Below are 26,610 nucleotides of genomic sequence, written 5' to 3'. Positions count from 1 at the left end.
AATAAGATAAGCCTATGATCCAATTCAAAAACCAGAACAACGCCACGTGAGCGTTCGTCGTCAACGATAAGGCCGCGCGGGTCTGGCATTTTCGCGCGGGTCAAAGGTAGGAATGAAACCGACTGATATCTCGGCGCCTGACTACTTCCACAAAGTAGTCGATTGCCAATGGGCCTGTCCCGCACACACACCCGTTCCCGAGTACATCCGGTTGATTGCTGAGGGGCGTTACAGCGACGCCTACATGATCAATTGGAAGTCCAACGTGTTCCCCGGCATTCTCGGGCGCACCTGCGACCGTCCATGCGAGCCAGCATGCCGCCGCGGCCGGGTCGAGGACAACCCGGTCGCGATCTGCCGCCTGAAGCGCGTCGCAGCCGACTTCAAGGACGACATCAAGCATCGGCTGCCGAAGCCCGGGCCGAAGAACGGGAAGCGCATCGCGCTGGTCGGCGGCGGCCCTGCCTCGCTCGCCGTGGCGCGCGATCTCGCGCCGCTCGGCTATCACTGCACCGTGTTCGACGGCGATCCCAAGGCCGGCGGCATGATGCGCAGCCAGATTCCGAAATTCCGCCTGCCCGACAGCGTGATCGACGAGGAGACCGACTACATCCTGAACCTCGGTGTCGAGTTCAGGGGTGGTCAGCGCGTCGACAGCCTGAAGCAGCTGCTCGCCGAGAACTATGACGCGATCTTTGTCGGCTCTGGCGCACCGCGCGGCCGCGAGCTCGACATCCCCGGCCGCAAGGAGGGCGCCGCCAACATCCATATCGGCATCGAGTGGCTGGCCAACGTGTCGTTCGGCCACGTCGACAAGATCGGCCGCCGCGTCATCGTGCTCGGCGGCGGCAACACGGCGATGGATTGCTGCCGCACCGCGCGCCGCCTCGGCGGCGAAAGCGTCAAGGTGATTGTCCGCTCCGGCTTCGAGGAAATGAAGGCTTCGCCGTGGGAGAAGGAAGACGCGCTTCACGAGGACATCCCGATCCTGAACTACATGGTGCCGGTGGCGTTCAAGCATGTGGCCGGCAAGCTGATCGGCGTCACCTTCCAGAAGGTGAAGGCGGAGTACGACGCCAAGGGCCGCCGCAATCTGGTGCCCTCGGGCGAGCCGGACGAGACCGTGCCCTGCGACGATGTGCTCGTTGCGGTCGGCCAGGAGAACGCGTTCCCCTGGATCGAAGCCGATTGCGGCATCGAATTCGACAAGTGGCACATGCCGAAGGTCGATCCCAAGACGTTCGTCTCGACCAATCCGAAGGTGTTCTTCGGCGGCGATGCGGCGTTCGGGCCGAAGAACATCATCTGGGCGGTGGCGCATGGCCACGACGCCGCGCTCTCCATCCACCGCATGCTGTCCGGCGAGGACATCAACGAGCGCCCGCTGCCCGAGGTGCACGTCTCCTCGCAGAAGATGGGCATCCACGAGTGGAGCTACGACAACGACATCTCCGCCGACAAGCGCTTCAAGGTGCCGCATCGCGACAAGGTGGTCGCGCTGAAGGACATCCGCGCCGAGGTCGAGCTCGGCTACGACCTCAAGCTCGCGCTCGGCGAGGCGCAGCGCTGCCTGAATTGCGACGTGCAGACGGTGTTTTCCGCGCCGCTCTGCATCGAATGCGACGCCTGCGTCGACATCTGTCCGATGGACTGCATCAGCTTCACCGAGAACGGTGAGGAGGATGATTTGCGGCAGCGGCTGAAAGCGCCCTCGCCGCATCACGACCAGGCGCTCTACGTCTCCGGCGACCTCAAGACCGGCCGCGTCATGGTGAAGGACGAAGACGTCTGCCTGCATTGCGGGCTGTGTGCCGAGCGCTGCCCGACCGGCGCCTGGGACATGCAGAAGTACCTCATCGATATGGTTCAAGCGGGATCAACATGTCAGTCCAAAGCCCGATCAGCAGCGTAAACGACTTCGTCGTCCGCTTCGCCAACGTCAACGGTTCGGGCTCGGCTTCCGCCAACGAGCTGTTCGCGCGCTCGATCCTGCGCCACGGCGTGCCGGTCTCGCCACGCAACATCTTCCCGTCCAACATCCAGGGCTTGCCGACCTGGTATGAGGTGCGCGTCACCGAGGACGGCCATCTCGGCGCCCGCGGCGGCGTCGACTTGATGGTGGCGATGAACCCGCAGACCTGGGACAAGGACGTCGCCTCGATCGAGCCCGGCGGCTATCTGTTCTACGATTCGACCAAGCCGATGCCGTCGTCGAAATTCCGCGAGGACATCACCGTCATCGGAGTGCCGCTGACCGCGATCACCAACTCGACCTACACCGATCCCAGGCAGCGCCAGCTGTTCAAGAACATCATCTATCTCGGCGCGCTCTGCGCCCTGCTCGACCTCGATCCCAAGCTGGTCGAGCAGCTGATCGGCGAGCAGTACAAGGGCAAGGAGAAGCTGCTGTCCTCGAACGTTCATGCGCTGCATCTCGGCCGCGACTGGGCGCTGCAGAACCTGAAATGCCCGGTCGGGCTGCGGGTGAAGAAGTCCGACAAGGTCGGCGACCGCATCTTCGTCGAAGGCAACAGCGCGGCCGCGCTCGGCGCCGTCTATGGCGGCGCCACCGTGTGCGCGTGGTATCCGATCACGCCGTCATCGTCGGTGGCGGAAGCCTTCACCAGCCACTGCAAGAAGTACCGCCACGATCCCGAGACCGGCAAGGCGAAATACGCCATCGTGCAGGGCGAGGACGAGCTCGCCTCGATCGGCATCGTGATCGGCGCCTCCTGGAACGGCGCACGGGCCTTCACCGCGACGTCGGGTCCGGGCATTTCGCTGATGACCGAGTTCATCGGCCTGTCCTATTTCGCCGAGATCCCGGCCGTGATCATGAACATCCAGCGCGCCGGCCCCTCGACGGGCATGCCGACCCGCACCCAGCAATGCGACGTGATCGCGTGCGCCTATGCCTCGCACGGCGATACCAAGCACGTGCTGCTGTTCCCGGAAGATCCGGCGGAGGCGTTCGAGTTCGCCGCGGCCGCCTTCGACCTCGCCGAGCGGCTGCAGACCACGATCTTCCTGATGCTCGATCTCGACATCGGCATGAACCACCGGCTGTGCCGCCCGCTGAAGTGGGACGACGCCAAGCAATACGACCGCGGCAAGGTGATGACGGCGGAGATGCTCGAGGAAGGCCGCGACTTCGGCCGCTATCTCGACGTCGACGGCGACGGCATCCCCTATCGCACCTATCCCGGCACGCATCCGACCAAGGGTTCCTACTTCACCCGCGGTACCTCGCGCGACCGCTACGCGCGCTATTCCGAGGAAGGCGCGGTCTACGCCGACAACATGCAACGCCTGGTGCGCAAGTTCGAGACCGCGCAGGACATGGTGCCGCGGCCGCTGCAGGCCAATGCGGCGAAGCCGACCAAATACGGAGTGATCTATTTCGGCTCGACCTCGCCCGCGATGGACGAGGCGATCGGGATCCTGGAGGCGCGCGGCCATCAGCTCGACCGCATGCGCATCCGCGCCTTCCCGTTCCACTCCAGCGTCGCGAGCTTCATCGCCGACCACGACTTCGTCTACGTGGTCGAGCAGAACCGCGACGCGCAGCTTCGCCAGCTGATCGTCAACGAGAACGGCATCGACCCCGTCAGGCTGGTGCCGATCCTGCACTATGACGGCACGCCGATCACCGCGCGCTTCATCGCGGGCGCGATCGGCGACCACCAGGATCATCTCAAGGTGACCCCTCTCCGCAAGGCCGTGACATGACCTACATTGCAAAGCCGAAGTTTCATCATCCGGGCCTGAAGAAGAACGAGCTGGGCTATACCCACCGCGACTATGAGGGGAAGATCTCGACGCTGTGCGCCGGCTGCGGTCACGATTCGATCACCGCCTCGATCATCGAGGCCTGCTACGAGCTCTCGATCGAGCCGCACCGGGTGGCGAAGATTTCCGGCATCGGCTGCTCGTCGAAGACGCCGGACTATTTCCTCGGCAATTCGCACGGCTTCAACTCGGTGCACGGCCGCATGCCGTCGGTCCTGACCGGCGCCAACCTCGCCAACCGCGACCTGATCTATCTCGGCGTCTCCGGCGACGGCGATTCCGCCTCGATCGGCTTCGGCCAGTTCGCGCATTCGATCCGGCGCGCCGTCAACATGACCTACATCGTCGAGAACAACGGCGTGTACGGCCTGACCAAGGGCCAGTTCTCGGCCACCGCCGACCGCGGCTCGAAGTCCAAGAAGGGTGTCGTCAATACCGACAACGCGATCGACCTGGTCGCGATCGCGCTGCAGCTCGGGGCGACATTCGTGGCGCGCTCTTTCTCCGGCGACAAGACCCAGCTGGTGCCGCTGATCGCGGCTGCGATCCGCCACCAGGGCGCGTCCTTCATCGACGTGATCAGCCCCTGCATCGCCTTCAACAACCACGCCGGCTCGACCAAGAGTTTTGACTATGTCCGCGAGCACAATGACGCGGTGAATCGCCTCGACGTGCTGGTCGGCCGCGATCCGATCAGCGTCGACTATGCGCCCGGCACCGTTCAGGTGGTCGAGCAGCATGACGGCTCCAGACTGGCGCTGCGCAAGCTCGACGCCGACTACGATCCGCATGATCGTCTGGGCGCGATGACCTTCCTGCAGAAGCACGCGGCCAAGGGCCAGATCGTCACTGGCCTGCTCTATGTCGATCCGGATGCCGAGGATCTGCACACCCATCTCGACACCGTCGAGACGCCGCTCAACACGCTCGACGAACAAGCGCTGTGCCCGGGTTCAGCCGTGCTGGACAAGATCAACGCCAGCCTGCGCTGAGCAGTGGCAGCACACTCCGTGTCGTCCCTGCTCCCGTGCGCAATTGCGCACTAGGCAGGGACGACAGCGGAGTTGGTGACGGCTACTTGTCGCTCAAGACGTCGCCGAACAGCGCCCAGGACTTGCCGTCGAACCGCGCCATCTGGATTTGCCGGATCGGCGTCACATTGTCGGGCTCGGTCTGCACCTTGATGCCGGGCAACAGCATCGGCAGCTCGAGCGCCTTCAGATTGGTCGCCTGCTTGATGATGTTGGCACGGCTGTAGTCGCCGTTGCAGTTCTTCAGCACCGCCGTCATGACCTGCGCCACCGTGTAGCCCTGCACGTTGAAGAGGTCGCCCGGGCTCGCATTCGGCTGGTACTTCTTCATCCAGTCCGCAAACTCCTTCTGCGCGGGATCGTCGGCCCAGCGCGGATCGGTCGGATCCTTCAGATAGAGCCCGGTCACGACGCCGATGACGTTCTCGAGACCGGCCGGTTCAAGCACCGCGGAGACCGAGTTCGAGACGGTCGGCAGGATGGTCAGTGGCTTCCAGCCCATGCTCGCCGCCTTGCGCAGCGCCTGGGCCGCGAATTTCGGCGTCGCCTCCGCGAAGAAGACGTCCGCGCCGGACTCGCGCATCGTCACCATCTGGGAATCGATGGTGGGATCGGTCGTGAGATACGTGGTCTCGGCGACGATCTGGCCGACATGCTCGCCGAGCCCGTCCTTGAAACCCCTCAGATAGTCCTTGCCGGCGTCCTCGTTGGGCGTGATGACGGCGATCTTCGCATCCGGCTTGGTCTTCAGGATGTATTTTGCGTAGAGCCGGCCTTCGAGCTCGTAGGTCGGATTGAAACCGACCGTCCACGGGAACTGTTTTGGATCGTTCCAGCGCGTCGCGCCGGAGGACACGAACAGCTGCGGCACGCGCTTGATGTTGAGGTACTTCTGCACCGAGATGTTCGGCGCGGTGCCGACCGCGCTGAAGATCGCGAGCACCTCGTCCTGCTCGACGAGCTTGCGGGTCTGCTCGACGGTCTTCGACGGTGAATAGGCGTCGTCGAGACTCTCGAAGTCGATCTTGCGGCCGTTGATGCCGCCCTGATCGTTGAGCATCTGGAAATATGCGGCTTCGGCACGCGCGATCGTGCCGTAGGCCGACGCCGGGCCGCTATAGGGCGCGGTGTTTCCTATTTTGATCGCGGTATCGGCTGCCACGGACGGCGAGATCAAGGAGGCCGTGAGCGCGGTGAAGGCGAGAAAGCCCGCCAGGCGGGAGCGAGTTGACAAGAGCATATCCTTTTCTTGGTTTTCTTGACGCGGCGCACATTATCCATCGCGTCCGCGCAGGCAATCACCAAGAACGTCTCGCGAGATTTCCGCATGCCGGCAATCGCGTTCGCGCATAGAACGCCATGCGCTTTCAAAGTCGGAATGTTGCCGGCATGTTCATGATGTGAGCCTTCGATAGACATGAAGGTTCACCGAGCAAGACTCGCATTCCGCGCGGCGGTGCGCGCCGCGCTCATTATCGCGAGAGCGTGATCCTCACGCCGCGACCGCGGCCGCGCGCGGGCTGACGACGTATTCCTTCAGCACCTTGTCGGTGCCGTCGATTTCGGTCAGCGCGACGTCGTAGGACCACAGATCGGCGAGGTGTTGCAGCACGCGCCGCGCGTCGGTCTCGTTGAGCTGCGCGCCCTTCACGGTGGTGTGACGCAGCATCAGGCGGCGATCGCCGTCGAGATCGACATCCACAACCTCGATATTGGCGTCGACGAAGCCGACGTCGTATTGCCGCGCCAGCTCGCGGCGGACCCGGCGGTAGCCGCGCTCGTCGTGGATCGCGTCGACCTTGATCCCCTGGCTTTCCGCGGGGTCGTCGTGCAAATGGAACATGCGGAAGCGCCGGATCAGCGCCGGGCTGAGGAACTGGTTGATGAAGCTCTCGTCGCGGTAGTTGCTCCAGATCTCGCGCAGCACGCCCTCGACGTCGCCCTTGCCGGCGATGTCGGGGAACCACTCGCGGTCCTCGTCCTCCGGATTTTTCACGATCCGCTCGATGTCCTGCATCATGGCGAAGCCGAGCGCGTAGGGATTGAAGCCGGAATAGCGGCGGTCGTCGAATTCGGGCTGGAACACCACATTGGTGTGCGACTGCAGGAACTCGAGGAAATTGCCGTCGGTGAGCCGGCCCTGCTGATGCAGCCGGCTCATGATGCGGTAGTGGACGTAGGTCGCGGTGCCCTCGTTCATCACCTTGGTCTGGCCCTGCGGGTAGAAATACTGCGCGATGTGGCGGACGATGCGGATCAGCTCGCGCTGCCAGGGTGCAAGGCGCGGCGCGGTCTTCTCGAGGAAATAGAGGATGTTCTCCTGCGGCAAGCCGAGCAGCGCGCGGCGGCGCTCGGCCGTGAGCGTAGCCTTGCTCTTGGCCTTGGTGTTCGGCACCGTCCGCCACAAATCGTTGAACACGCTTTCCTCGTGCTGCCGGCGCTCGCCGGCCCGCTTCTCCTCGGCACGCAAATCGAGCGTCTTCTTCCCGGGATAGCGGTCGACGCCATGCGACATCAGCGCATGCGCGGCATCGAGCGTCCGCTCCACCGTCTCGCGGCCATGGCGGTCCTCGCAGACCGCGATGTAGCCTTTGGCGAATTCCAGATAGTCGAGAATGCCGTCGGCATCGGTCCACTGCTTGAACAGATAGTTGTTCTTGAAGAAGTGATTGTGCCCGAACGCCGCGTGCGCGATCACCAGCGTCTGCATCGTCGCCGTGTTCTCCTCCATGAGATAGGAGATGCACGGCGAGGAATTGATCACGATCTCATAGGCGAGGCCCATCAGGCCCTTGCGATAGGACGCTTCCTGGAACGCGAATTGCTTGCCGAATGACCAGTGCTTGTAGAACAGCGGCATGCCGACCGAGGAATAGGCGTCGAGCATCTGCTCGGCGGTGATCACCTCGATCTGGTTGGGATAGACGTCGAGCCCGAGCTCGGTGCGCGCGATTTTCTCGCAGGCGTCGTGGACCCGCTGCAAGGTCTGGAAATCCCAATCGGCGCCCTCGAACAGCCGTTCCCCGGAAGAACCCATCACGCTACACCCTTTCCTGCTTGCTGCGGCGCTTGAACAGGTCCTGGAACACCGGGAAGATCTCGCCGCGCTCGCTCACCTTGCGCATCGACAGCGGCGCGCCCTCGTTGCGCAGACGCTCATAGAGCGTCCAGAGCGAGGAGTCCGGCATGTCGAAAGTGTAGTTGGCGGCTTCGCCGACCTCGAGATAGGCGAAGAACTGGCAGACCGGCAGGATCTTGTCGGTCAGGAGGTGACCGGTCAGCGCGCTGTCCGAGGTCATGTTGTCGCCGTCCGAGGCCTGGGCGGCGTAGATGTTCCAGTCGGCCGGACGGAAGCGGGTGCGGACGATATCGTTCATCGCGACCAGCGCGCTCGACACCAGCGTGCCGCCGGAAGCCGGGCCATGGAAGAAGGTGTCCTCGTCGACCTCCTCGGCGCGGTCGGTGTGGCGGATGAACACGATCTCGACGTGCTTGTAGCGCCGCTTCAGGAACACGTAGAGCAGCATATAGAACCGCTTCGCCAGATCCTTCATGTGCTCGGACATCGAGCCCGATACGTCCATCAGGCAGAACATCACGGCCTGCGCCACCGGCTTCGGCACCGTCTCGAAGCGGCGGTAGCGGATGTCGATCGGATCGATGAAGGGGATCCGTTTGGCCTTGGCCTTCAACGCTTCGAGCAGCGCCAGCAGCTCGCGGCGCCGCGCATCGTCATCGCATTCGGCAAGCTCCGCCTCGAGCGCCTCGATGTCGTCCTTGCGCGGCCGGCGCAGTGCCACGCGCCGCGCCAGCGCCCGGCTCACCGTGCGGCTGATCGAGATGTTGGCGGGCGAGCCCGACGTCGCATAGCCGGCGCGCTGGATGCCTTCGCTTTCGGTTTCCGCAAGTTTGCGTTTGGCAAGATCGGGCAGTTCGAGGTCGTCGAGGAAGAGATCGACGAATTCGTCGCGGCTGAGCACGAAGCGGAAGGCGTCCTCGCTGTCGCCTTCGCCTGCGCCGGAGCCCTTGGCGCCGCTTTGGTTCGGGCGCTGCAGCCAGTCGCCCTCGACGAACTTCTTGTTGCCGGGCAGCACCATGTCACGCGTGCCGCCCTCGCGCCGGAACCGCGGCTCATCCATGCCGTCCAGCGGGATTGTCACTTCGCCACCTTCCAGGACATCCTTGATGTCCCGGTCCTGTGACGACTTCTTGACGGCCCCCTGCACCAGCGCCTTGGCGCGCCGCAGGAAGCGTTGGCGGTTCTCCAGGCTCTTGCTACCCGGATTCAACCGCCGATCGACGATATGCATGACCACGTTGCATCTGCCTCACCGGATGCGATCATGACAGTCGCATCGCATTTTATTGGACAGGACGAGACGAAACGGAAAGCCGGTGCCGGCTTTCCGGATCGCGCATTAGCCGGCCTGCTTCACCCGCATGTACCACTCGACGAGCCGGCGGACCTGGCGCTCGGTATAGCCGCGCTCCACCATCCGCTCGACGAACTCGCCGTGCTTCTTCTCGGTCTCGCCGTCCTTCTTGGAGCCGAACGAAATGACCGGAAGCAGATCCTCGACCTGTGAGAATATCCGCTTCTCGATCACGTCGCGAACCTTTTCGTAGGAGGTCCAGCTCGGGTTCTTGCCGCCATTGTGCGCCCGCGAGCGCAGCGAGAACTTGACGACCTCGTTGCGGAAGTCCTTCGGGTTGGCGATGCCGGCCGGCTTCTCGATCTTGGTCAGCTCCTGGTTCAGGAGCTCGCGGTTCATCAGCTGGCCGGTGTCGGGATCCTTGAAGTCCTGATCCTCGATCCAGGCGTCGGCGTAGTCGACATAGCGGTCGAACAGGTTCTGACCGTAGTCGGCGTAGGATTCCAGATAGGCCTTCTGGATCTCGTTACCGATGAACTCGGCATAACGCGGCGCGAGGTCGGCCTTGATGAATTCGAGATAGCGCTTCTCGGTCTCGTCAGGCAGCTGCTCGCGGCGGATCGCCTGCTCCAGCACATACATCAGGTGCACCGCATCGGCGCCGACTTCGGTGGTGTCATGGTTGAAGGTCGAGGCGAGCACCTTGAAGGCAAAGCGGGTGGAGACGCCGTCCATGCCCTCGTCGACGCCGGCCGCGTCCTTGTACTCCTGAACGCTGCGCGCCTTCGGATCGGATTCCTTGAGGCTCTCGCCGTCATAGACCCGCATCTTGCCAAACAGCGTCGAGTTCTCGTGCTTGCGCAGCCGCGACATCACCGAGAAGCGCGCCATCGTCTCCAGCGTCGCCGGAGCGCAAGGTGCTGCGGCAAGCTCGGAGCCCTGGATCAGCTTCTCGTAGATCTTCTGCTCCTCGGTGACCCGCAGGACGTACGGGACCTTGATGACGCAGATGCGGTCGATGAAGGCCTCGTTGTTCTTGTTGGTCTTGAAGCTCTGCCACTCCGCCTCGTTGGAGTGCGCGAGGATGATGCCGGTGAACGGAATCGCGCCGATGTTCTCGGTGCCGATGTAGTTACCCTCCTGCGTCGCGGTCAGCAGCGGGTGCAGCATCTTGATCGGTGCCTTGAACATTTCGACGAACTCGAGCACGCCCTGGTTGGCGCGGTTGAGGCCGCCGGAATAGCTGTAGGCGTCGGGATCGTTCTGGGCGTAGGTCTCGAGCTTGCGGATGTCGACCTTGCCGACCAGCGAGGAGATGTCCTGGTTGTTCTCGTCACCGGGCTCGGTCTTGGCAACCGCGATCTGGCGCAGCCTTGAAGGCTGGATGCGCGCGACGCGGAATTGCGAGATGTCGCCACCGAAGGCTTCGAGCCGCTTGTAGGCCCAGGGCGACATCAGCCCGCTCAGCCGGCGGCGCGGAATGCCGTACTTCTCCTCGATCATCGGGCCAAGCGTCTCGGGATCAAACAGCCCAAGCGGGCTCTCGAACACCGGCGACAGCTCGTCGCCCGCCTTCAGCACGTAGATCGGATGAATCTCCATCAGCGCCTTGATGCGCTCGGCGAGCGATGACTTGCCGCCGCCGACCGGCCCGAGCAGATAGAGGATCTGCTTGCGCTCTTCGAGGCCCTGCGCGGCGTGACGGAAGAAGCCGACGAGGCGCTCGATCGTATCCTCCATGCCGTAGAAGCCGGCGAAGGCCGGATACGACCTGATCGTACGGTTCAAAAAGATACGGCCAAGGCGTGGGTCCTTGGCCGTGTCGATCATCTGGGGCTCACCGATTGCCGCCAATAACCGCTCGGCCGCATTTGCATATCGCATCGGATCACTTCGACACGACTCCAAATACTCGGCCATCGACATGTCGGTCTGGCTTCGCGCTTCAAACGACCTTGCGAAGGCGTTGAACAAAGAATCGTTGTACATGATCCCTCTCTCCACGATATGTATCGCCGCACGACTGACACGAGTCGTAACAAGAGCGTCCTAGGATCGAATCAGCGTCGGCACGCTGGGTCCATTGGACACTCGACCGACTCAGTTCGGCAATGCACGGCGCGTGCAGCCTCTGCCTTATCAACAGGCAGGAAGCTTAATGGTTCATCAATATCCCCTTGTTTTTGGTGGCTGTAACCCCCTCGCCACATCCGTGGTTTACCGGGGCCAGGCCTCCGAAGCGGACATCCGAGCGGGCAACTTCCCGTCCGGCGATGGACGTTGGGCTTCCCTGGAAAAGTGTGACCGTTCAGCCGTGGCGTCAAGATGCACGCGTCATAGACTCTCATGAACAAACGTTCAGCCGCGGTTGAACGTGCCTCCTTGTCGCCGCGACTAAGGCAACGAGCCCGCGCAGTTCCGCGCGGCACCATTGCCGCGCTTTAAAGATGACACCTTGGAGGCGCTGGCTATTCCCGAGCCGGTCATGAAGCAGGCGCTCCTTGTTGTCGCACTCGCAGCCGCCGCCTGGACCGGCGCGCCGTTAGCCGTTCAGGCGCAGGAAGGCGTCGACAAGGCCGCGGCGGCCGCCTTCGACAACAGGATGTTCGCGGGCCCGCCCGGCGCGAAAGCCTATGCCTGCTTCGTGCGGCGCTACGATGCAAATCATCTGGCGCAGCATCCGAAGCAGAAGGTCAGCGCGATGAAGCTTCTGGTGTCAGCGGAAGACGCTCCGGAGGACAAGGCCACCAACTATTCATTCCGGCTCGGCGTCGCGTATCGCCACCGCCCTGGCAATTTCGACTCCAGCGGCTACTGCAATCATGCCATCGCCGCCGAATCCGGCCACGAAATACGCTTCGAATGCGGCGTGGATTGCGAGGGCGGCGGTATCACCGTGGCGTTGTCCAGGGACAATAAATCCGCGATTGCGCGCCTTGGCCGCATCATGGTGCGGAATCGCAACAAGCCCGACGACGATGCGGGCGAAGCGCTGTTCGCCGGCGCCGACGACAAGATCTTTCGCGTCGATCGCGCGGACTTGGGCGAATGCGCCGAACTTGTGACCGACCGCAAGGAACTCGCTGCGCTCCGCCACAAATGATAGGTTTGCCCAAAGGGACAACACTGGATCAACAATAATTGCGCGAGAGACGCCATGCACCGACGCAGCATCCTCTGCGGCACGCTTTCAGCGATCGGCGCCGCCTTGGCAGCGTCCCGGGCCGGCGCCGCCACCGAAGCACCGCCGCAAAAGCTGAAGGTGGTCTATCACCTCGATGACCTCGACAAGGTCAATTTCGTGATCGGCAACATCCAGAACCATCTCGACGGCGTCGGCGGCCCCGGCAATGTGACGATTGCGCTGGTGGTGCACGGCCGGGCGCTGAAGGCGTTTCATGCAGCAGCCGCCAATCCCGAGCTGTCAAAACATGTCGCGCGGTTCACCAAGGATGGGATCGAGTTCGCCGCCTGCGGCAACACCATGAAATCGCAGAACATCGGCCTCGCCGACTTGCTCCCCGGCTTCGTTGCCGCCGAGCGCGGCGGGGTGGTCCGCCTCGCCGAGCTGCAATCCCAGGGTTACCTCTACCTGCGCCCCTGACGCGCGGTCCTGCGCCGCAACGCGTCATAAAAATGTGCTGAGATGGGGGTCTGCTCGCACCTGCGTCCGAGCGGATCGAACTGTTGTGAATGGCGTTATCCCTTGGAAACGCTGATATTCCGCCCGGGGCTCCCGCCATGTTGACAATCCCCCTCCGCCCCCGAAAGCTGCCCGGGAACCCAAAAATCGACCCTCGATCGAACGAGAACAGGCACCCATGAACCCCGTCAAAACACTCGAAAATCACCGCCAGGCCGTCTGGCTGGACTTCCTCGCCCGCGGCTTCGTCGCCGACGGCGACCTGAAGCGGCTGATCGAGACCGACGGCGTCAAAGGCGTGACGTCCAACCCCTCGATCTTCGAGAAGGCGATCGGCAGCTCGGATGAATATGACGGGGCGATCGGCAAGGCCCTCAAGAACGGCGACCGCTCGGTCGCCGACCTGTTCGAGCACCTCGCGGTCGAGGACATCCAGCACGCCGCCGACGTGCTGCGCCCGGTCTACGACCAGAGCCACGGCGGCGACGGCTTCGTCAGCCTCGAGGTGTCGCCCTATCTCGCGATGGACACCAAGGGCACGATCGCGGAAGCCGAACGGCTCTGGAAGGACGTCCACCGCAAGAACCTGATGGTCAAGGTGCCGGCGACGCCCGAGGGCCTGCCGGCGATCGAGTACCTGATCGGCGAAGGCATCAGCATCAACATCACGCTGCTGTTCTCGCAGAAGGTCTATCGCCAGGTCGCCGAGGCCTATCTCAAGGGCCTGGAGAAATACGTCGGCAAGGGCGGCGATCCCTCCCATGTCGCGAGCGTCGCGAGCTTCTTCGTCAGCCGCATCGACACCGCCGTCGACAAGCAGCTCGACGAGAAGATCGCCAAGGCCAACGATCCGCACGAAAAGGAGCGGCTCGCGGCCTTGAAGGGCAAGGTCGCCATCGCCAATGCCAAGCTCGCCTACCAGGACTACAAGCACCTGTTCGCAGGCAGCCGCTGGGACAAGCTGACGGCCAAGGGCGCCAAGCCGCAGCGGCTGTTGTGGGCTTCGACCGGCACCAAGAACAAGGACTATAGCGACGTGCTCTATGTCGAGGAGCTGATCGGCCCCGACACCGTCAACACCGTGCCGCCGGCAACGCTCGATGCCTTCCGCGACCACGGCAAGGTCCGCGACAGCCTCGAGGAGAATGTCGAGGACGCCCGCCACGTGCTGGAAGAGCTGGAGAAGTCCGGCATCTCGCTCGATGCGATCACCGAGGAACTGGTCAAGGACGGCGTCAAGCTGTTCGCCGACGCCGCCGACAAGCTCTACGGCGCGGTCGCCCACAAGCGCGCCACCTCGCTCGGCGGCGGCATCGACCGCCAGAAGCTCGCGCTCGGCGCCACCATCGAGAAGGCGGTCGAGAAGAGCACCGAGGAATGGCGCGCCTCCGCCCGGATCCGAAGGCTCTGGCACAAGGACAAATCGGTCTGGACCGGCGACGACGAGGACAAATGGCTGGGCTGGCTCACCAGCGCGGCCACCGCTGATGTCGCCGACTATGAGGACTTCGCTCAGCGCGTGCAGGGGCAGAACTTCACCGATGCCGTCGTGCTCGGCATGGGCGGGTCGAGCCTCGGGCCGGAGGTCCTGGCCCAGACCTTCCCGCACCGGTCCGGTTTCCCGCGGCTGCACGTGCTCGATTCCACCGATCCGGCCCAGGTGCGCGCGATGGAGGAGTATGTCGACATCGCAAGGACGCTGTTCATCGTCTCCTCCAAATCCGGCGGCACCACCGAGCCGAACGTGATGAAGGACTATTTCTTCGATCGGGTGGCGAAGGCGATCGGCAAGGACAAGGCCGGCCACCGCTTCATCGCGGTGACCGATCCGGGCTCATCGCTGCAGAAGGTCGCGATCAAGCAGGGCTTTGCCCGCATCTTCTACGGCGACCCCGCGATCGGCGGCCGCTATTCCGTGCTGTCGCCGTTCGGTCTGGTGCCGGCGGCCGCTGCCGGCATCGACGTCCGCAGCCTGCTCGGCCATACGCTCGCGATGGTGCGCTCTTGCGGTGCCGACGTGCCGCCGCAGGAGAACCCGGGCGTGCAGCTCGGGCTCGCGATGGGCATCGCGGGGCTCGAAGGCCGCGACAAGGTGACGATCTTCGCCTCGCCGGACGTTGCCGATTTCGGCGCCTGGGCCGAGCAGCTGATCGCGGAATCGACCGGCAAGGACGGCAAGGGCCTGATCCCGATCGAGGGCGAGACGATTGGCGACGCCGCGGTCTACGGCAACGACCGGTTCTTCATCGATCTGCGCACCGATGGCGAGAACGATGCAGCGCATGAGGCCAAGCTCGCGGCGCTCGAGGCCGCCGGCCATCCCGTGGTTCGGATCGTGATGAAGTCGATCGACCATATCGGTCAGGAGTTCTTCCGCTTCGAGATCGCGACCGCGGTCGCCGGGTCGATCCTCGGCATCAACCCGTTCAACCAGCCCGACGTCGAAGCCGCCAAGATCAAGACCCGCGAACTGACGGCAGCGTTCGAGAAGACCGGGTCGCTGCCGGCCGAACAGCCGGTGGTGTCGGCGGACGGGGTCGATCTCTACACCGACGCGCAGAACGCCGAGGAGCTGCGCAAGGCCGGTGCGAACGGCGATCTCGACTCCTGGATCAAGGCGCACCTCGCGCGCTCCGGCCGCGGCGACTATGTCGCCCTGCTCGCCTATATCGAGCGCGATGGCGACACCATCGACGCCATGCAGGCGATGCGGCTGAAGGTGCGCGACGCAAGGCACCTTGCGACCTGCGCCGAGTTCGGTCCCCGCTTCCTGCATTCGACCGGGCAGGCCTACAAGGGCGGGCCCGACAGCGGTGTGTTCCTGCAGGTCACGACCGACGATACGGCGGACCTGCCGGTGCCCGGCCAGAAGGCGAGCTTCGGCGTGATCAAGGCGGCACAGGCGCGCGGCGATTTCGACGTGCTCACCGAGCGCGGCCGGCGGGCGCTGCGCGTGCATCTCAAGGGCGATCTCAGCTCCGGGCTCGCGGCGCTCGATGCCGCGATCTCGGCTGCACTGAACTGACGGAGGCGAGGGATGCAACTCGGCATGATCGGCCTCGGGCGGATGGGCGGCAACATCGTCCGCCGCCTGATGACCCAGGGCCACACCACCGTGGTCTACGACAAGGATCCGAAGGCCGTCGCGGCGCTCGTCGCCGACAATGCGATCGGGTCCTCATCGCTGGAGGATTTCGTCCTCAAGCTGGAGGCGCCGCGCACCGCCTGGGTGATGCTGCCGGCCGGCAAGATCACCGAAGCCACCATCGAGGCGCTGTCGAAGCTGATGCAGCCAGGCGACGTCATCATCGATGGCGGCAACACCTTCTGGCAGGACGACGTCCGCCGCGGCAAGGCGCTCAGGGAGCGCGGGCTGCATTACGTCGATGTCGGCACCAGCGGCGGCATCTGGGGCATCGAGCGCGGCTACTGCATGATGATCGGCGGCGACAAGAAAGTGGTCGACCGGCTCGACCCGATCTTCAAGACGCTGGCGCCCGGGATCGGCGACATTCCTCGCACCTCCGGCCGCGAGGGCCGCGATCCGCGCATCGAACAGGGCTACATTCACGCCGGCCCGATCGGCGCCGGGCATTTCGTCAAGATGATCCACAACGGCATCGAATACGGCCTGATGCAGGCCTATGCCGAAGGCTTCGACATCCTGAAGAACGCCAATATCGAGGCGCTGCCGGCCGAGCATCGCTTCGACCTCGACATCGCCGACATCGCCGAAGTCTGGCGGCGCGGCAGCGTGATCCCGTCCTGGCTGCTCGACCTCACGGCATCGGCGCTGGCGCAGAACCACACGCTCGACAATTATTCCGGCTTTGTCGAGGATTCCGGCGAAGGCCGCTGGACAGTCAATGCCGCGGTCGACGAGGCGGTGCCGGCCGAGGTGCTGACGGCGGCGCTCTATACGCGCTTCCGCTCGCGCAAGGATCACACCTTCGCGGAGAAGATCCTCTCGGCGATGCGCGCAGGCTTTGGCGGCCACAAGGAGCCGCCGAAGAAAACTTAAAGCGAACCGCGGAAGGTCACGTGCAGAAGAAACCAGACCCTTGCTCCTTCATCATCTTCGGCGCCACCGGTGATCTGACACATCGGCTTGTCATCCCGGCGCTCTACAATCTTGCCGCCGGCAATCTGCTGCCGGAGAAATTCTGCGTCGTCGGCATCGCCCGCAAGGGCATGTCGAGCGACCAGATGAAGGACAGCCTGATGCAAGGGCTGCGCAAATTCGCGACCCGGCCGCTCGATGAGGCGGTCGTCACGCGGCTGTTCGAATGCGTCACCTCGATCGAGGCAGATCCGAGCGATCCGCCCTCCTTCGATGCCATGAACGAGCGGCTCGAGAAGCTCGAACAGGCGCGCGGCACCGGTGGCAACCGGCTGTTCTACCTCGCGACCCCGCCGCGGGCCTTTCTCCCGATCAGCCAGCAGCTTGGACGCACCGGCATGCTGGAGGAGAACGGCGCCTGGCGGCGGCTGATCGTCGAAAAGCCGTTCGGCACCGATCTGGCGTCGGCCAGGGCGCTGAATGCCGCGCTGCTGAAGCTGATGGACGAGCACCAGATTTACCGGATCGATCACTATCTCGGCAAGGAAACCGTCCAGAACATCCTGGTGCTGCGCTTCGCCAACGGCATGTTCGAGCCGATCTGGAATCGCAACCACATCGACCACATCCAGATCACCGTCGACGAGAAGCTCGGCGTCGGTCATCGCGGCAGCTTCTACGACGCCACCGGCGCGCTGCGCGACATGGTGCCGAACCATCTGTTCCAGCTGCTGTCGCTGGTGACGATGGAGCCGCCGGCGCGGTTCGACGCCCACGCGGTGCGCTCCGAAAAGGCCGAGGTGCTGAGCGCGATCCAGACCCAGAGCGAACAGGAGGCGCTGCACAATTCGGTGCGCGGCCAGTATCGCGCCGGCCGGATCGGCGACACCGAGATCGAGGACTTTCTCAAGACGCCCGACGTCAGGCCCGACAGCTCGACCGAGACCTATGCCGCGCTGAAGCTGACCATCGACAATTGGCGCTGGGCCGGCGTGCCGTTCTACCTGCGCACCGGCAAGGCGCTGACCACCAAGCGCACCGAGATCGCGATCAAGTTCAAGCAGGCGCCGTTTGCGATGTTCCGCGACACGTCGGTCGATCGCCTGTCGCAGAACTACCTCGTCATCTCCACCGAGCCGACCGAAGGCATCGAGCTGCAGTTCAACACCAAGGTACCCGGCCCGACCATCAACATCGACGGCGTCGAGATGAAGTTCCGCTACAAGGACTACTTCAAGGCCGAGCCGTCGACCGGCTACGAGACGCTGATCTATGACTGCATGATCGGCGACAATCTGCTGTTCCAGCGCGCCGACAGCGTCGAGGCCGGATGGCAGGCGGTGCAGCCCTTCATCGACGCCTGGAAGAGCGCCGGCGGCCGTGGCCTGCAACCCTACAAGGCCGGCAGCGAAGGCCCGGAGGCCGCCAATGCGCTGCTGACGCGTGACGGCCGCAGCTGGCGGAAGCTGGGCTGACATGACCGCGACCGGCGAGCGCCAGATCATCACGGTCGCCGATCCGGCGGCACTGGCGCAGGCGGCCGCCGAGCGGGTGATCGCCAGGATCGACCAGAACAGCGGCCGGATCGCGGTGTGCCTCACCGGCGGCTCCAGCCCGAAGGCGCTCTATCAGCTGCTGGCGACGCCGGACTATCGCCAAAGGATTCCATGGGACCGCATCGACTGGTTCATCGGCGACGAGCGCCTTGTGCCGCGCAAGGACAAGCTGCACAACGTGAGCATGGCGCGCCAGGCCTTCCTCGACCGCTGTGCACCGGCCGCAAATGTCCATCCGATCGCGACCGATACCGCCGATCTCAGGGATCCCGACGTCAGCGCGGCGCTGTACGAGAACGAGCTGATGGCGTTCTACGGCGCCGAACAGCTCGATCCGAAGCGGCCACTGTTCGACCTGGTGCTGATGGGCATCGGCCCCGACGGCCATACCGCCTCGCTGTTTCCGGGTTATCCCGCGGTCGAGGAAACCCAGCGCTGGGTGGTCGGCGTGCCGAAGGCCAATGTCGAGCCGTTCGTGCCGCGCGTGTCGCTGACCCTGCCCGCCCTCGCCTCCTGCCGCGAGATGCTGTTCGAGGTGGCGGGCGAGAACAAGCGCGCGATCTTGACGCGCCTCTTCGCAGGCGAGAACCTGCCGGCAAACCGCGCGCGATCGCTGGGCGAGACCGTCTGGCTGATCGATCAGGCCGCGCTGCCGGAGGACTTTCGTGGGTGACGGACAAAACCCCTGCGCACTGGTCGTGATGGGCGTGTCGGGTTCAGGCAAGAGCACCATCGCCGACCGCCTGGCGATCAGGATCGGCTGGCGCTTCGAGGACGGCGACAGTTTTCATCCGCCAAGCAATGTCGCCAAAATGCATTCCGGCCAGCCGCTCACCGACGAGGATCGCTGGCCCTGGCTCCGCGCGATCGCCGACGAGATCGACCGCACCTGCGGCGTCCGCGAACGCGCCGTCATCGCCTGCTCCGCGCTGAAGCGCGCCTATCGCGACATCCTGGTGCATGGCCGCGACGATATCCGCATCGTCTTCCTCGACGGCTCGCAGGAGCTGATCGCCACGCGGCTCGGCGCGCGCAAGGGCCATTTCATGCCGCCGGGGCTGCTCGCCAGCCAGTTCAAGACGCTGGAGCCGCCGACCCCGGAGGAACGCCCGATCACGGTTGCGATCGACCGTCCGGTCGAAACCATCGTCGAAGACATCGTCACTCAACTGAAGCTGGACCGCACATGACCCGCATCGCCCTTGTCGTATCCGATGTCGACGGCACGCTGCTCACCAAGGACAAGACCTTGACTGACGGCGCCAGGGCGGCAGTGCGCAGGCTGCACGAGGCCGGCATCGGCTTCACCATCGTCTCCAGCCGGCCGACGATCGGGATGGGCTTTCTGGTTGCGCCGCTTGCGATCACACAGCCGATCGGCGCCTTCAACGGCTCTTCGATCGTCGATCCGCAGCTCAAGCCCCTCGAGCAGCATTTGATCCCGGCCGCGGTCGCAAAACGCTGCATCGACATGCTGCGCGAGCGCGACGTCGACATCTGGCTGTTCACCAACGACCGCTGGCTGACGCGGAATCCTGACGGCGAGTACACCGCCCACGAGCAGCACACGATCAAGCATGATCCGACCATCGTCGGCGATTTCACGCCCTATCTCGATCAGGCCTGCAAGATCGTCGGCGCGAGCTCGGATGCGGCCCTGCTGCAACGCTGCGAGGCGGAGATGCAGCAGATGGTCGGCCGCGATGCCACCGCGGTCCGCTCGCAGACCTACTATCTCGACGTCACCCCGCCTGGCCACGACAAGGGCACCTTCGTCGAGGGCATCGCGAAGCGCCTTGGCGTGCCGCTGGAGAACGTCGCCACGATCGGCGACATGCAGAACGATCTGCCGATGTTCGCGCGCAGCGGCGTCTCCTTCGCGATGGGCAATGCCAGCGATGACGTGAAGGCGCGCGCCACCCATGTCACCGAATCTAACGAGCAGGACGGTTTCGCACGCGCGATGGACACGGTGTTGCAGCTTCGCTGAAGCCACGGCGAGATCTGTCACCCGACCAATCCGCGGTTCCTTGAGGCGGCCGATCACACTCGCACTATTTCGGAATATTGGAAATATATTCCTGATTTGCCCGACGTGTCAAGTTGCCTGGTCGAGTGCCGGCAGCTGCCGGCTCCTTTGCATGGGGTTGTTTTCGATATTTTGGCAGCGCGGACCTGCGGCGGTCCCGCAAGCGGAAGATGGAGGGCGGCATCGCCGCGGTGGTTTAAGTCGAACGCTGCACCGCAGGCTTCTCGGCGTCGGCCCTGGCGGCGCTGAGATTGTGCGCGGTGTTGATCAACGCGATATGGGTCAGCGCCTGCGGGAAATTGCCGGTCTGCCGGCCGGCGCCGGAATCGAACTCCTCGGCCAACAGTCCGAGATCGTTGGCGACCGCCACCACGCGGTCGAACATGGTCTGCGCCTTGTCGACATCTCCCGCCAGCACATGAGCGTCGGCTAGCCACAGGCTGCAGGCCAGGAACGCGCCCTCGATCGGCTGGACCTCATCGGACACCTCGCGCGGATCGTGCCGCAGCACGAAGCCGTCGCGCATCATATGCCGTTCGACCGCGTCGATCGTGCCGCGGATGCGCGGATCGCCCGACGGCAGGAAGCCGACCGACGGCAGCAGCAGCAGGCTGGCGTCGAGCAACTTTGAGCCATAGCTCTCGACGAAACTGTTGAGGCCGGGATCGAAGCCGCGTTGGCAGACGTCGCGATGAATGGCCTCGCGCAGCACCCGCCATTTGACGAGCGGCCCCTTGAAGCCGAACCGCTCCGCGCTCTTGATGGCGCGGTCGAAGGCGACCCAGCACATCACCTTGGAGAACACGTAGTGTCTGGGGGTGCCACGGCGTTCCCAGATGCCGTGATCCGGCTGATCCCAGACATCGGCGAGATGGGTGACGACGGTGCATTCGAGCGACCAGTTCTCTTCGTCGAGCTTCAGCTTGGCCATGCGGGACTGATGGAAGGCGTCGATCAGCTCGCCATAGACGTCGAGCTGAAGTTGCGCATGCGCGGCGTTGCCGGCGCGTACCGGCTGCGCCCCTTCATAGCCGGACAGCCACCCTGCCTCCCATTCCAAGAGGCGTCGCTGGCCCAGGATGCCGTACATGATCTGCATGTTGGCCGGCGCGCCGGCTGCGGCCCGCAGCAGCCAGTTGTGCCAGGCTGCCGCTTCCTCGGTGTAGCCCGAGTTCATCAGGGCCAGCAGCGTAAAGGTGGCGTCGCGCAGCCAGCAGAACCGGTAGTCCCAATTGCGCGCGCCGCCGAGCTTTTCCGGCAACGACGTGGTGGGTGCCGCGACGATGCCGCCGGTCGGCCTGAAGGTTAGCGCCTTCAGCGTGATCAGCGAGCGCATCACGAGGGCGCGTTGATAGCTGCCGTCATAGGTCGAACGGCTGCACCATTCCCGCCAGTATTCCTCGGTGTCCTTCAGCGCAGCCTCAGGGTCGATCGCCTCCGGCACCGGGTGATAGGACGGTCCATAGGTCAGGACGAACGGCACGGTGTCGCCCTCGCCGATCTCGAAATCGGCGATCGTGGTCAGATCCTTGCCGCGGGTTTCGACCGGCGTGCGCAGCACGGTCATGTCCTGCCCGCTGATCGCCAGAAGCCCGTCACCATCCGGATTCTTCCGCACCCAGGGGACATCGACCCCGAAGCCGAAGCGGATCACCAGCTCCATGCGCATCTTGACGCGGCCGCTGTCGCCGCGAACGAGGCGGACCACATCGGAGGCGTTGCCGCGCGGCGGCATGAAGTCGATCAGCGCGACCGCGCCGCCTTCCACCTCGAACCGGGTCTCCAGGATCAGCGTATCGTCCCAGTAGCGCCGCGAGGTCTGCTTGATCTCGCCTGTGGGCGCCAGCAGCCAGCGACCGTTCCTCGACGTGCCAAGCAGCGCCGCGAAGCAGGGGTCGGAATCGAACGCCGGCCAACACAGCCAGTCGATCGAGCCGTCGCGGCCAACCAGCGCGGCGGTCTCGCAATCTCCGATCAGCCCATAGTCTTCGATACGAGAGGCCACGCGCCGCGCTCCGCGTTACCCGGTGTGCGAGCGCTCGCGGGTCGCGCGCTTGAGGGCGTCGACGTCGATCGCCGACGCGAGATGCTCGATCGAGACCGGGAGCCGCCGCTTCCAGTTCGGATGCTCGTAGACGGTGCCAGGGATGTTCGGCTGCTCGACAATGCCGAGCAGGTCCTCCATCGACACCGCCATCATCCGCGACCGCGTCCGTGCCAGGAAGCTCGCCACCGAATAGAAATCGTTCGCGTGGATGTCGTGCCGGCGCAGCACGTCGTCGAGCTGGCCGAGCGCGTGCCAGCGCCCCTCGTCGGTCTCGCCGGGATCGATCCCGAGCGCACGCTTGGTCCTGAGGTCGCTGAACGAGCGCCAGCCCGCATAGGTCGAGAGGTCGTGGGTGTTGAATGTCACCAGCGCATTCGGCAAATAGTAGTCGGCGTTGCGGAAGACGCCCTGGTCGTCGGTCTCGAACATCATCACGAGATAGGACCAGATGCCCCAGCCGTTCATCTGCTCGCGGAACCCGGGAGGTACGGTGCCGAGGTCCTCGCCGATCACGACGCAGCGGCTCGCCACGCTCTCCTGCGCGGTCGCCGCCAGCAGCGCCTCGAACGGCATCAGCACATAGGCGCCATTGGCCGGGCCGAAGCCGCGCGGTACCAGATAGAGCCGCTTCAGCCCGAACGCGTGGTCGAGCCTGATTGCGCCGGCGTGGTGCATCGAGGCGCGCAGCATCTGCCTGAACGGCTCGAACGAGCGCTGTTCAAGGCCCGCGGCGTTGAAGCCGGCAAGCCCCCAGTCCTGGCCCGCCGTGTTGAGCGGGTCCGGCGGCGCGCCGACGCCGAGATGGCGCGAGATCGCGATCTGCTCATTCCAGGCGTCGAACCCGTCCGACTGCACGCCGACGGCGACGTCGAGATAAAGCCCGACCCGCATGCCGCGCTTGTGCGCCAGCGCCTGGCAGGCGCCGAGTTGACGGTCCGCGGTCCATTGCACGAATTCGACGAACTCGACCTCGGCGGCAGAGTCGCGCGAGCGGCGCAATTTTGCACAAGCTGCGTCGCTCGGCTGCCGCCATTCGTCCGGCCATTCCCACCACGGCGTGTTGAATTTGTGCCGCATCACCTCGAAGCAGGCGAAGCGCGACAGCAGCGTGCCCTGCTCGTTGCGATAGGCCTCGAAATCCTGCCAGCGGCCGAGGCCCGGGTTGGCCTTGAAGGCCGCGAACGCCGCGCGCAACGCGGGCCATTTCTGCGCCGCGACGCCGACATAGTCGACCATGTCGTGGCTGCGGAGCGGTGCCAGCGCGGCCTTGGTCTCGGCATCGACGCGGAATTCGGGAATCTGCTCGACGTCGATGTAAAGCGCATTGAGGAACAGCCGGCTGTTCGGCGAGTACGGGCTGCAATCGCCGGGCCGATCGTCGAACAGCGCATGCAGCGGATTGAGCCCGACGCCGTCGGCGCCGAGCCGGTGGGCGAATTCGAGCAGGTGCTGCAGGTCGGTGAAGTCACCGATGCCCCAGTTGCGCGCGGACCGCACGCCGTAGAGTTGCACCGCGATCACCCAGCAGCGGTCGAACTCGCCGCCGAAGGCGCCGTGCGGCGCCACCAGCAGCGGCAGCTCCTCGCTGCCAGATGCGTCCGATAGCTGCAACCGGTGCACGCCTTCGGGCAGACCTGACGGCCACGTCACACTGCGCTCACGCGCCTCGCCCTGCGCGAGCACCCCGGTGCCATTCGCAAGCTTCCATTGCACCGGAAGCCGGGCAGCCTCCGAGAACTGCGTTTGCGCAGCCTGGCCGCCTCTGACCACCACGGGATCGGCGATGATCCGACGGGGCGCCTGCGGCGGCAGCGCATCGAGGATCACCGTGAGCGCCTCGGGGGTTGTCACACGGCGGTGACCGCTGCCATCGATATACTCGGTCTGGATTCCCAGGGTCTGGGCTTTGGCGTAAAGGTCCATTCGGCACGCTGCCTGCTCGCAACGGTAGGTGGATCGTTGCTAAATTGTACAGATACGGGAAAGGGATAGTTGATGTTCAACGCTCTACCCTATCCGGCGTTCCCACCGGGAACCATTGCCCGGCGAGCGGCTTTCTATATGGGTCTGGCGCGCCTCCTTCCCGGCGCCGGGACGTCATTTGCATTTTTAATGGCGGCATCACCGTGAACAAAACCCTCCGGCCTGTCGAGAGTGCCCATGGCACTTTTCATATCACCGATGTCTATCCGTCGGTTGATGGCGGCCGCTTTCCGGTCAAGCGCATTGTGGGCGAACCTGTCGAAGTGTGGGCCGACATCTACCGTGCCGGACATGACGTGATATCGGCGGCATTGGTGTGGCGGCGCGAGGGCGACAGCGAATGGCAGGTCGCGCCGATGACGGCGCACAGCGATGACCGCTGGGGCGGCGCTTTCGTGCCCGACCGGCCCGGCCGCTACGCCTTCGCGATCGAGGCCTGGACCGATGAATTCGCCAGCTGGCGGCATCGTTTCGAGCAGACGCCGCGCGACGGCAGCGATCACACGCTGGACGCGCTCGAAGGCGCGGGCATGCTGACCCAGGCGCAGGCCGGCAGCCCGGCGGCGGCGGCCGTCATCATCAGGCAGTGCGAAATCTTTCTGCAGACCGGCGAACCAGGTGCGCTGCTCGCGCCCGAATTGCGGGAGGCGATGGCCGGCAGCCAGTTTCGCCGCGATCTGATGCGATCGCAGCTCTACCCGCTGACCGCGGACCGCCCGCGGGCGCGCAGCGGCGCATGGTACCAGATGTTTCCGCGCAGCCAGGGCAAGACACCGGGCATGCATGCAACCTTCAACGACTGCATCGCGCGGCTTCCCGACATCGCCGCGATGGGCTTTGACGTCGTCCTGCTCGCGCCGATCCACCCGATCGGCCGGCAGCACCGCAAGGGCCGCAACAATGCCGCGATCGCACAGGCGGGCGATCCCGGCAGCCCCCATGCGATCGGCGCAGCCGAGGGCGGCCACGACGCCGTGCATCCGGAACTCGGCACGCTCGACGACTTCCGCGCCTTCGTGGCGGCAAGCCAGGCGCATGGCCTCGAGGTCGCGCTCGATTTCGCCGTGCAGTGCTCCCCCGATCATCCCTGGCTGAACGAACATCCAGAGTGGTTCAAGCGGCGCCCGGACGGATCGATGCGCACGGCCGAGCATCCCCCGCAGCGCTGGGACGATGTCGTCAACCCGGATTTCGGGTCCGAGAATGCCGCTGCGCTGTGGCGCGCGCTGCGCGACGTCGTGCTGTTCTGGGTCGAACAGGGCGTCAGGATCTTCCGGGTCGACAATCCGCACACCAAGCCGCTGGCGTTCTGGGAGTGGCTGATCCGCGAGGTGCGGGACCGCGACGCGGACGTGCTGTTCCTTGCGGAAGCCTTCGCGCGCCCGAAACTGATGAAGGGCCTCGCCAAGCTCGGCTTCACACAGTCCTACAGCTATTTCACCTGGCGGACGCAGCGCTTCGAGCTCGAACAATATCTCGGCGAGTTGACCTCCTATCCCGAGCGTGACTTCTTTCGGCCGAATTTCTTCGTCAACACACCGGACATCCTGCCCTTCCACCTGCAAAGCGGCGAATCCTGGATGTTCAAGTCGCGTCTCGCGCTGGCCGCGACGCTTTCAAGCAGCTATGGCATCTACAGCGGCTTCGAATTGCTCGAGCACACGCCGGTCCCCGGCCGCGAGGAATATCTCAACTCCGAGAAGTACGAGATCAGGGTTCGCAACTGGGAGCAGCCGGGGAACATCAAGCCCTATATCGCAGCTCTCAACCGGATCAGACGCGGCAATCCGGCCCTGCAACAATTCGCCAATTTGCGCTTTATAAGTGTCGATGACGGTGGCGTGATCGGCTTCATCAAGGAGGCCGTCGATCAGGGCAATGTGATCGCGGCCGCGATTGCATTATCAGCCGAGCTGCGTGAGGTCTGGCTGCCGCTCGGCGACGTCATGGTCGGCCGTGGCGATGCCCGCCGCCCCGTCTCGGCAGTGGAAGACCTTGTCACCGGAGAGCGCCACGCGCTCGAATGGGGAGGCATCCGTCTACGTATAGATCCTGCGCGCGATCCCGCGTTGCTGCTGCGCTGTGTCGCCTGAAGGAGC

Annotated in this window: 18 protein-coding genes; 12 read left to right on the top strand and 6 right to left on the bottom strand. The window is 64.6% G+C overall.

From position 1 onward, the window contains the following. Window positions 1–112: 112 nt before the first annotated feature. Genes J2R76_RS38095 through J2R76_RS38085 form a run of 3 tightly spaced genes read left to right on the top strand, consistent with a single transcriptional unit; the run spans window position 113 to window position 4,781 of the window. Entirely contained in the window at window positions 113–1,912 is a 1,800-nt protein-coding gene (locus tag J2R76_RS38095; RefSeq protein WP_076823960.1) for an FAD-dependent oxidoreductase, read from the top strand. Further along, a complete protein-coding gene (locus tag J2R76_RS38090; RefSeq protein WP_176937027.1) occupies window positions 1,882–3,729 on the top strand; it encodes a 2-oxoacid:acceptor oxidoreductase subunit alpha in 1,848 nt (615 codons plus the stop codon). Before J2R76_RS38095 ends, J2R76_RS38090 begins: the two co-directional genes overlap by 31 nt. Beyond that, on the top strand, window positions 3,726–4,781 hold the full coding sequence (locus J2R76_RS38085; protein ID WP_057014892.1) for a 2-oxoacid:ferredoxin oxidoreductase subunit beta: 1,056 nt from the start codon (window positions 3,726–3,728) through the stop codon (window positions 4,779–4,781). Before J2R76_RS38090 ends, J2R76_RS38085 begins: the two co-directional genes overlap by 4 nt. Before the next feature lie 82 nt (window positions 4,782–4,863). Here the strand turns inward: J2R76_RS38085 and J2R76_RS38080 are convergent, their stop codons facing one another. From J2R76_RS38080 to J2R76_RS38065, 4 genes are all read right to left on the bottom strand, one after another. After that, window positions 4,864–6,054 (bottom strand): ABC transporter substrate-binding protein, encoded by a 1,191-nt coding sequence (locus J2R76_RS38080; RefSeq protein ID WP_076824215.1) that lies wholly within the window; start codon window positions 6,052–6,054, stop codon window positions 4,864–4,866. Between the two features lie 258 nt (window positions 6,055–6,312). Next, window positions 6,313–7,857, bottom strand: coding sequence for a SpoVR family protein (locus J2R76_RS38075; protein WP_057014891.1), 1,545 nt, complete (start codon window positions 7,855–7,857; stop codon window positions 6,313–6,315). Between the two features lie 4 nt (window positions 7,858–7,861). Then, window positions 7,862–9,130, bottom strand: coding sequence for a YeaH/YhbH family protein (locus tag J2R76_RS38070; protein WP_076823957.1), 1,269 nt, complete (start codon window positions 9,128–9,130; stop codon window positions 7,862–7,864). A gap of 108 nt (window positions 9,131–9,238) precedes the next feature. Next, the gene (locus tag J2R76_RS38065) at window positions 9,239–11,182 is read right to left on the bottom strand and encodes a PrkA family serine protein kinase (protein ID WP_038382967.1); all 1,944 of its coding nucleotides are present in this window, start codon (window positions 11,180–11,182) and stop codon (window positions 9,239–9,241) included. Window positions 11,183–11,678: 496 nt separating this feature from the next. Between J2R76_RS38065 and J2R76_RS38060 the strand changes: the two genes are divergently transcribed. The 8 genes from J2R76_RS38060 (at window position 11,679) to J2R76_RS38025 (ending at window position 20,442) form a co-directional block, all read left to right on the top strand. After that, complete coding sequence (locus J2R76_RS38060) at window positions 11,679–12,296, top strand: hypothetical protein (protein WP_253625778.1); 618 nt, start codon at window positions 11,679–11,681, stop codon at window positions 12,294–12,296. Window positions 12,297–12,350: 54 nt separating this feature from the next. Next, window positions 12,351–12,797 (top strand): DsrE family protein, encoded by a 447-nt coding sequence (locus tag J2R76_RS38055; RefSeq protein WP_253625777.1) that lies wholly within the window; start codon window positions 12,351–12,353, stop codon window positions 12,795–12,797. 217 nt (window positions 12,798–13,014) lie between these two features. Further along, window positions 13,015–15,861, top strand: coding sequence for a bifunctional transaldolase/phosoglucose isomerase (locus tag J2R76_RS38050; RefSeq protein ID WP_253625776.1), 2,847 nt, complete (start codon window positions 13,015–13,017; stop codon window positions 15,859–15,861). A 12-nt stretch (window positions 15,862–15,873) separates the two neighbouring features. Then, window positions 15,874–16,857 carry a phosphogluconate dehydrogenase (NAD(+)-dependent, decarboxylating) gene (gene gnd, locus J2R76_RS38045; protein ID WP_057014889.1) on the top strand — a complete coding sequence of 328 codons (984 nt, stop codon included), beginning with the start codon at window positions 15,874–15,876 and terminating at the stop codon, window positions 16,855–16,857. A 20-nt stretch (window positions 16,858–16,877) separates the two neighbouring features. Beyond that, window positions 16,878–18,371, top strand: a complete 1,494-nt coding sequence (gene zwf, locus J2R76_RS38040) for a glucose-6-phosphate dehydrogenase (RefSeq protein ID WP_253625775.1) — start codon at window positions 16,878–16,880, stop codon at window positions 18,369–18,371. A 1-nt stretch (window position 18,372) separates the two neighbouring features. Beyond that, entirely contained in the window at window positions 18,373–19,125 is a 753-nt protein-coding gene (pgl, locus tag J2R76_RS38035; RefSeq protein WP_229189658.1) for a 6-phosphogluconolactonase, read from the top strand. 28 nt (window positions 19,126–19,153) lie between these two features. Continuing rightward, window positions 19,154–19,642, top strand: coding sequence for a gluconokinase (locus tag J2R76_RS38030; RefSeq protein ID WP_057014886.1), 489 nt, complete (start codon window positions 19,154–19,156; stop codon window positions 19,640–19,642). Next, window positions 19,639–20,442 carry an HAD family hydrolase gene (locus J2R76_RS38025; protein WP_092085690.1) on the top strand — a complete coding sequence of 268 codons (804 nt, stop codon included), beginning with the start codon at window positions 19,639–19,641 and terminating at the stop codon, window positions 20,440–20,442. The genes J2R76_RS38030 and J2R76_RS38025 overlap by 4 nt, the downstream gene beginning before the upstream one ends. Window positions 20,443–20,677: 235 nt before the next feature. Here the strand turns inward: J2R76_RS38025 and J2R76_RS38020 are convergent, their stop codons facing one another. Continuing rightward, window positions 20,678–22,486: a glycoside hydrolase family 15 protein gene (locus J2R76_RS38020; RefSeq protein WP_253625774.1), complete on the bottom strand. Its 1,809-nt coding sequence runs from the start codon at window positions 22,484–22,486 to the stop codon at window positions 20,678–20,680. A 15-nt stretch (window positions 22,487–22,501) separates the two neighbouring features. Further along, a complete protein-coding gene (gene malQ, locus J2R76_RS38015; protein ID WP_253625773.1) occupies window positions 22,502–24,451 on the bottom strand; it encodes a 4-alpha-glucanotransferase in 1,950 nt (649 codons plus the stop codon). A gap of 203 nt (window positions 24,452–24,654) precedes the next feature. Here malQ and J2R76_RS38010 point away from each other — a divergent pair, with 203 nt between their 5' ends. Then, the gene (locus J2R76_RS38010) at window positions 24,655–26,604 is read left to right on the top strand and encodes a maltotransferase domain-containing protein (RefSeq protein ID WP_253625772.1); all 1,950 of its coding nucleotides are present in this window, start codon (window positions 24,655–24,657) and stop codon (window positions 26,602–26,604) included. Window positions 26,605–26,610: the final 6 nt, after the last annotated feature.

Origin of the sequence: Bradyrhizobium sp. USDA 4532 (assembly GCF_024171315.1) — a bacterium.
Classification (GTDB): Bacteria; Pseudomonadota; Alphaproteobacteria; order Rhizobiales; family Xanthobacteraceae; genus Bradyrhizobium; species Bradyrhizobium australafricanum.
Note: the sequence above shows the minus strand (reverse complement) of the source record. Positions and strands in the feature narration are given on the sequence as shown.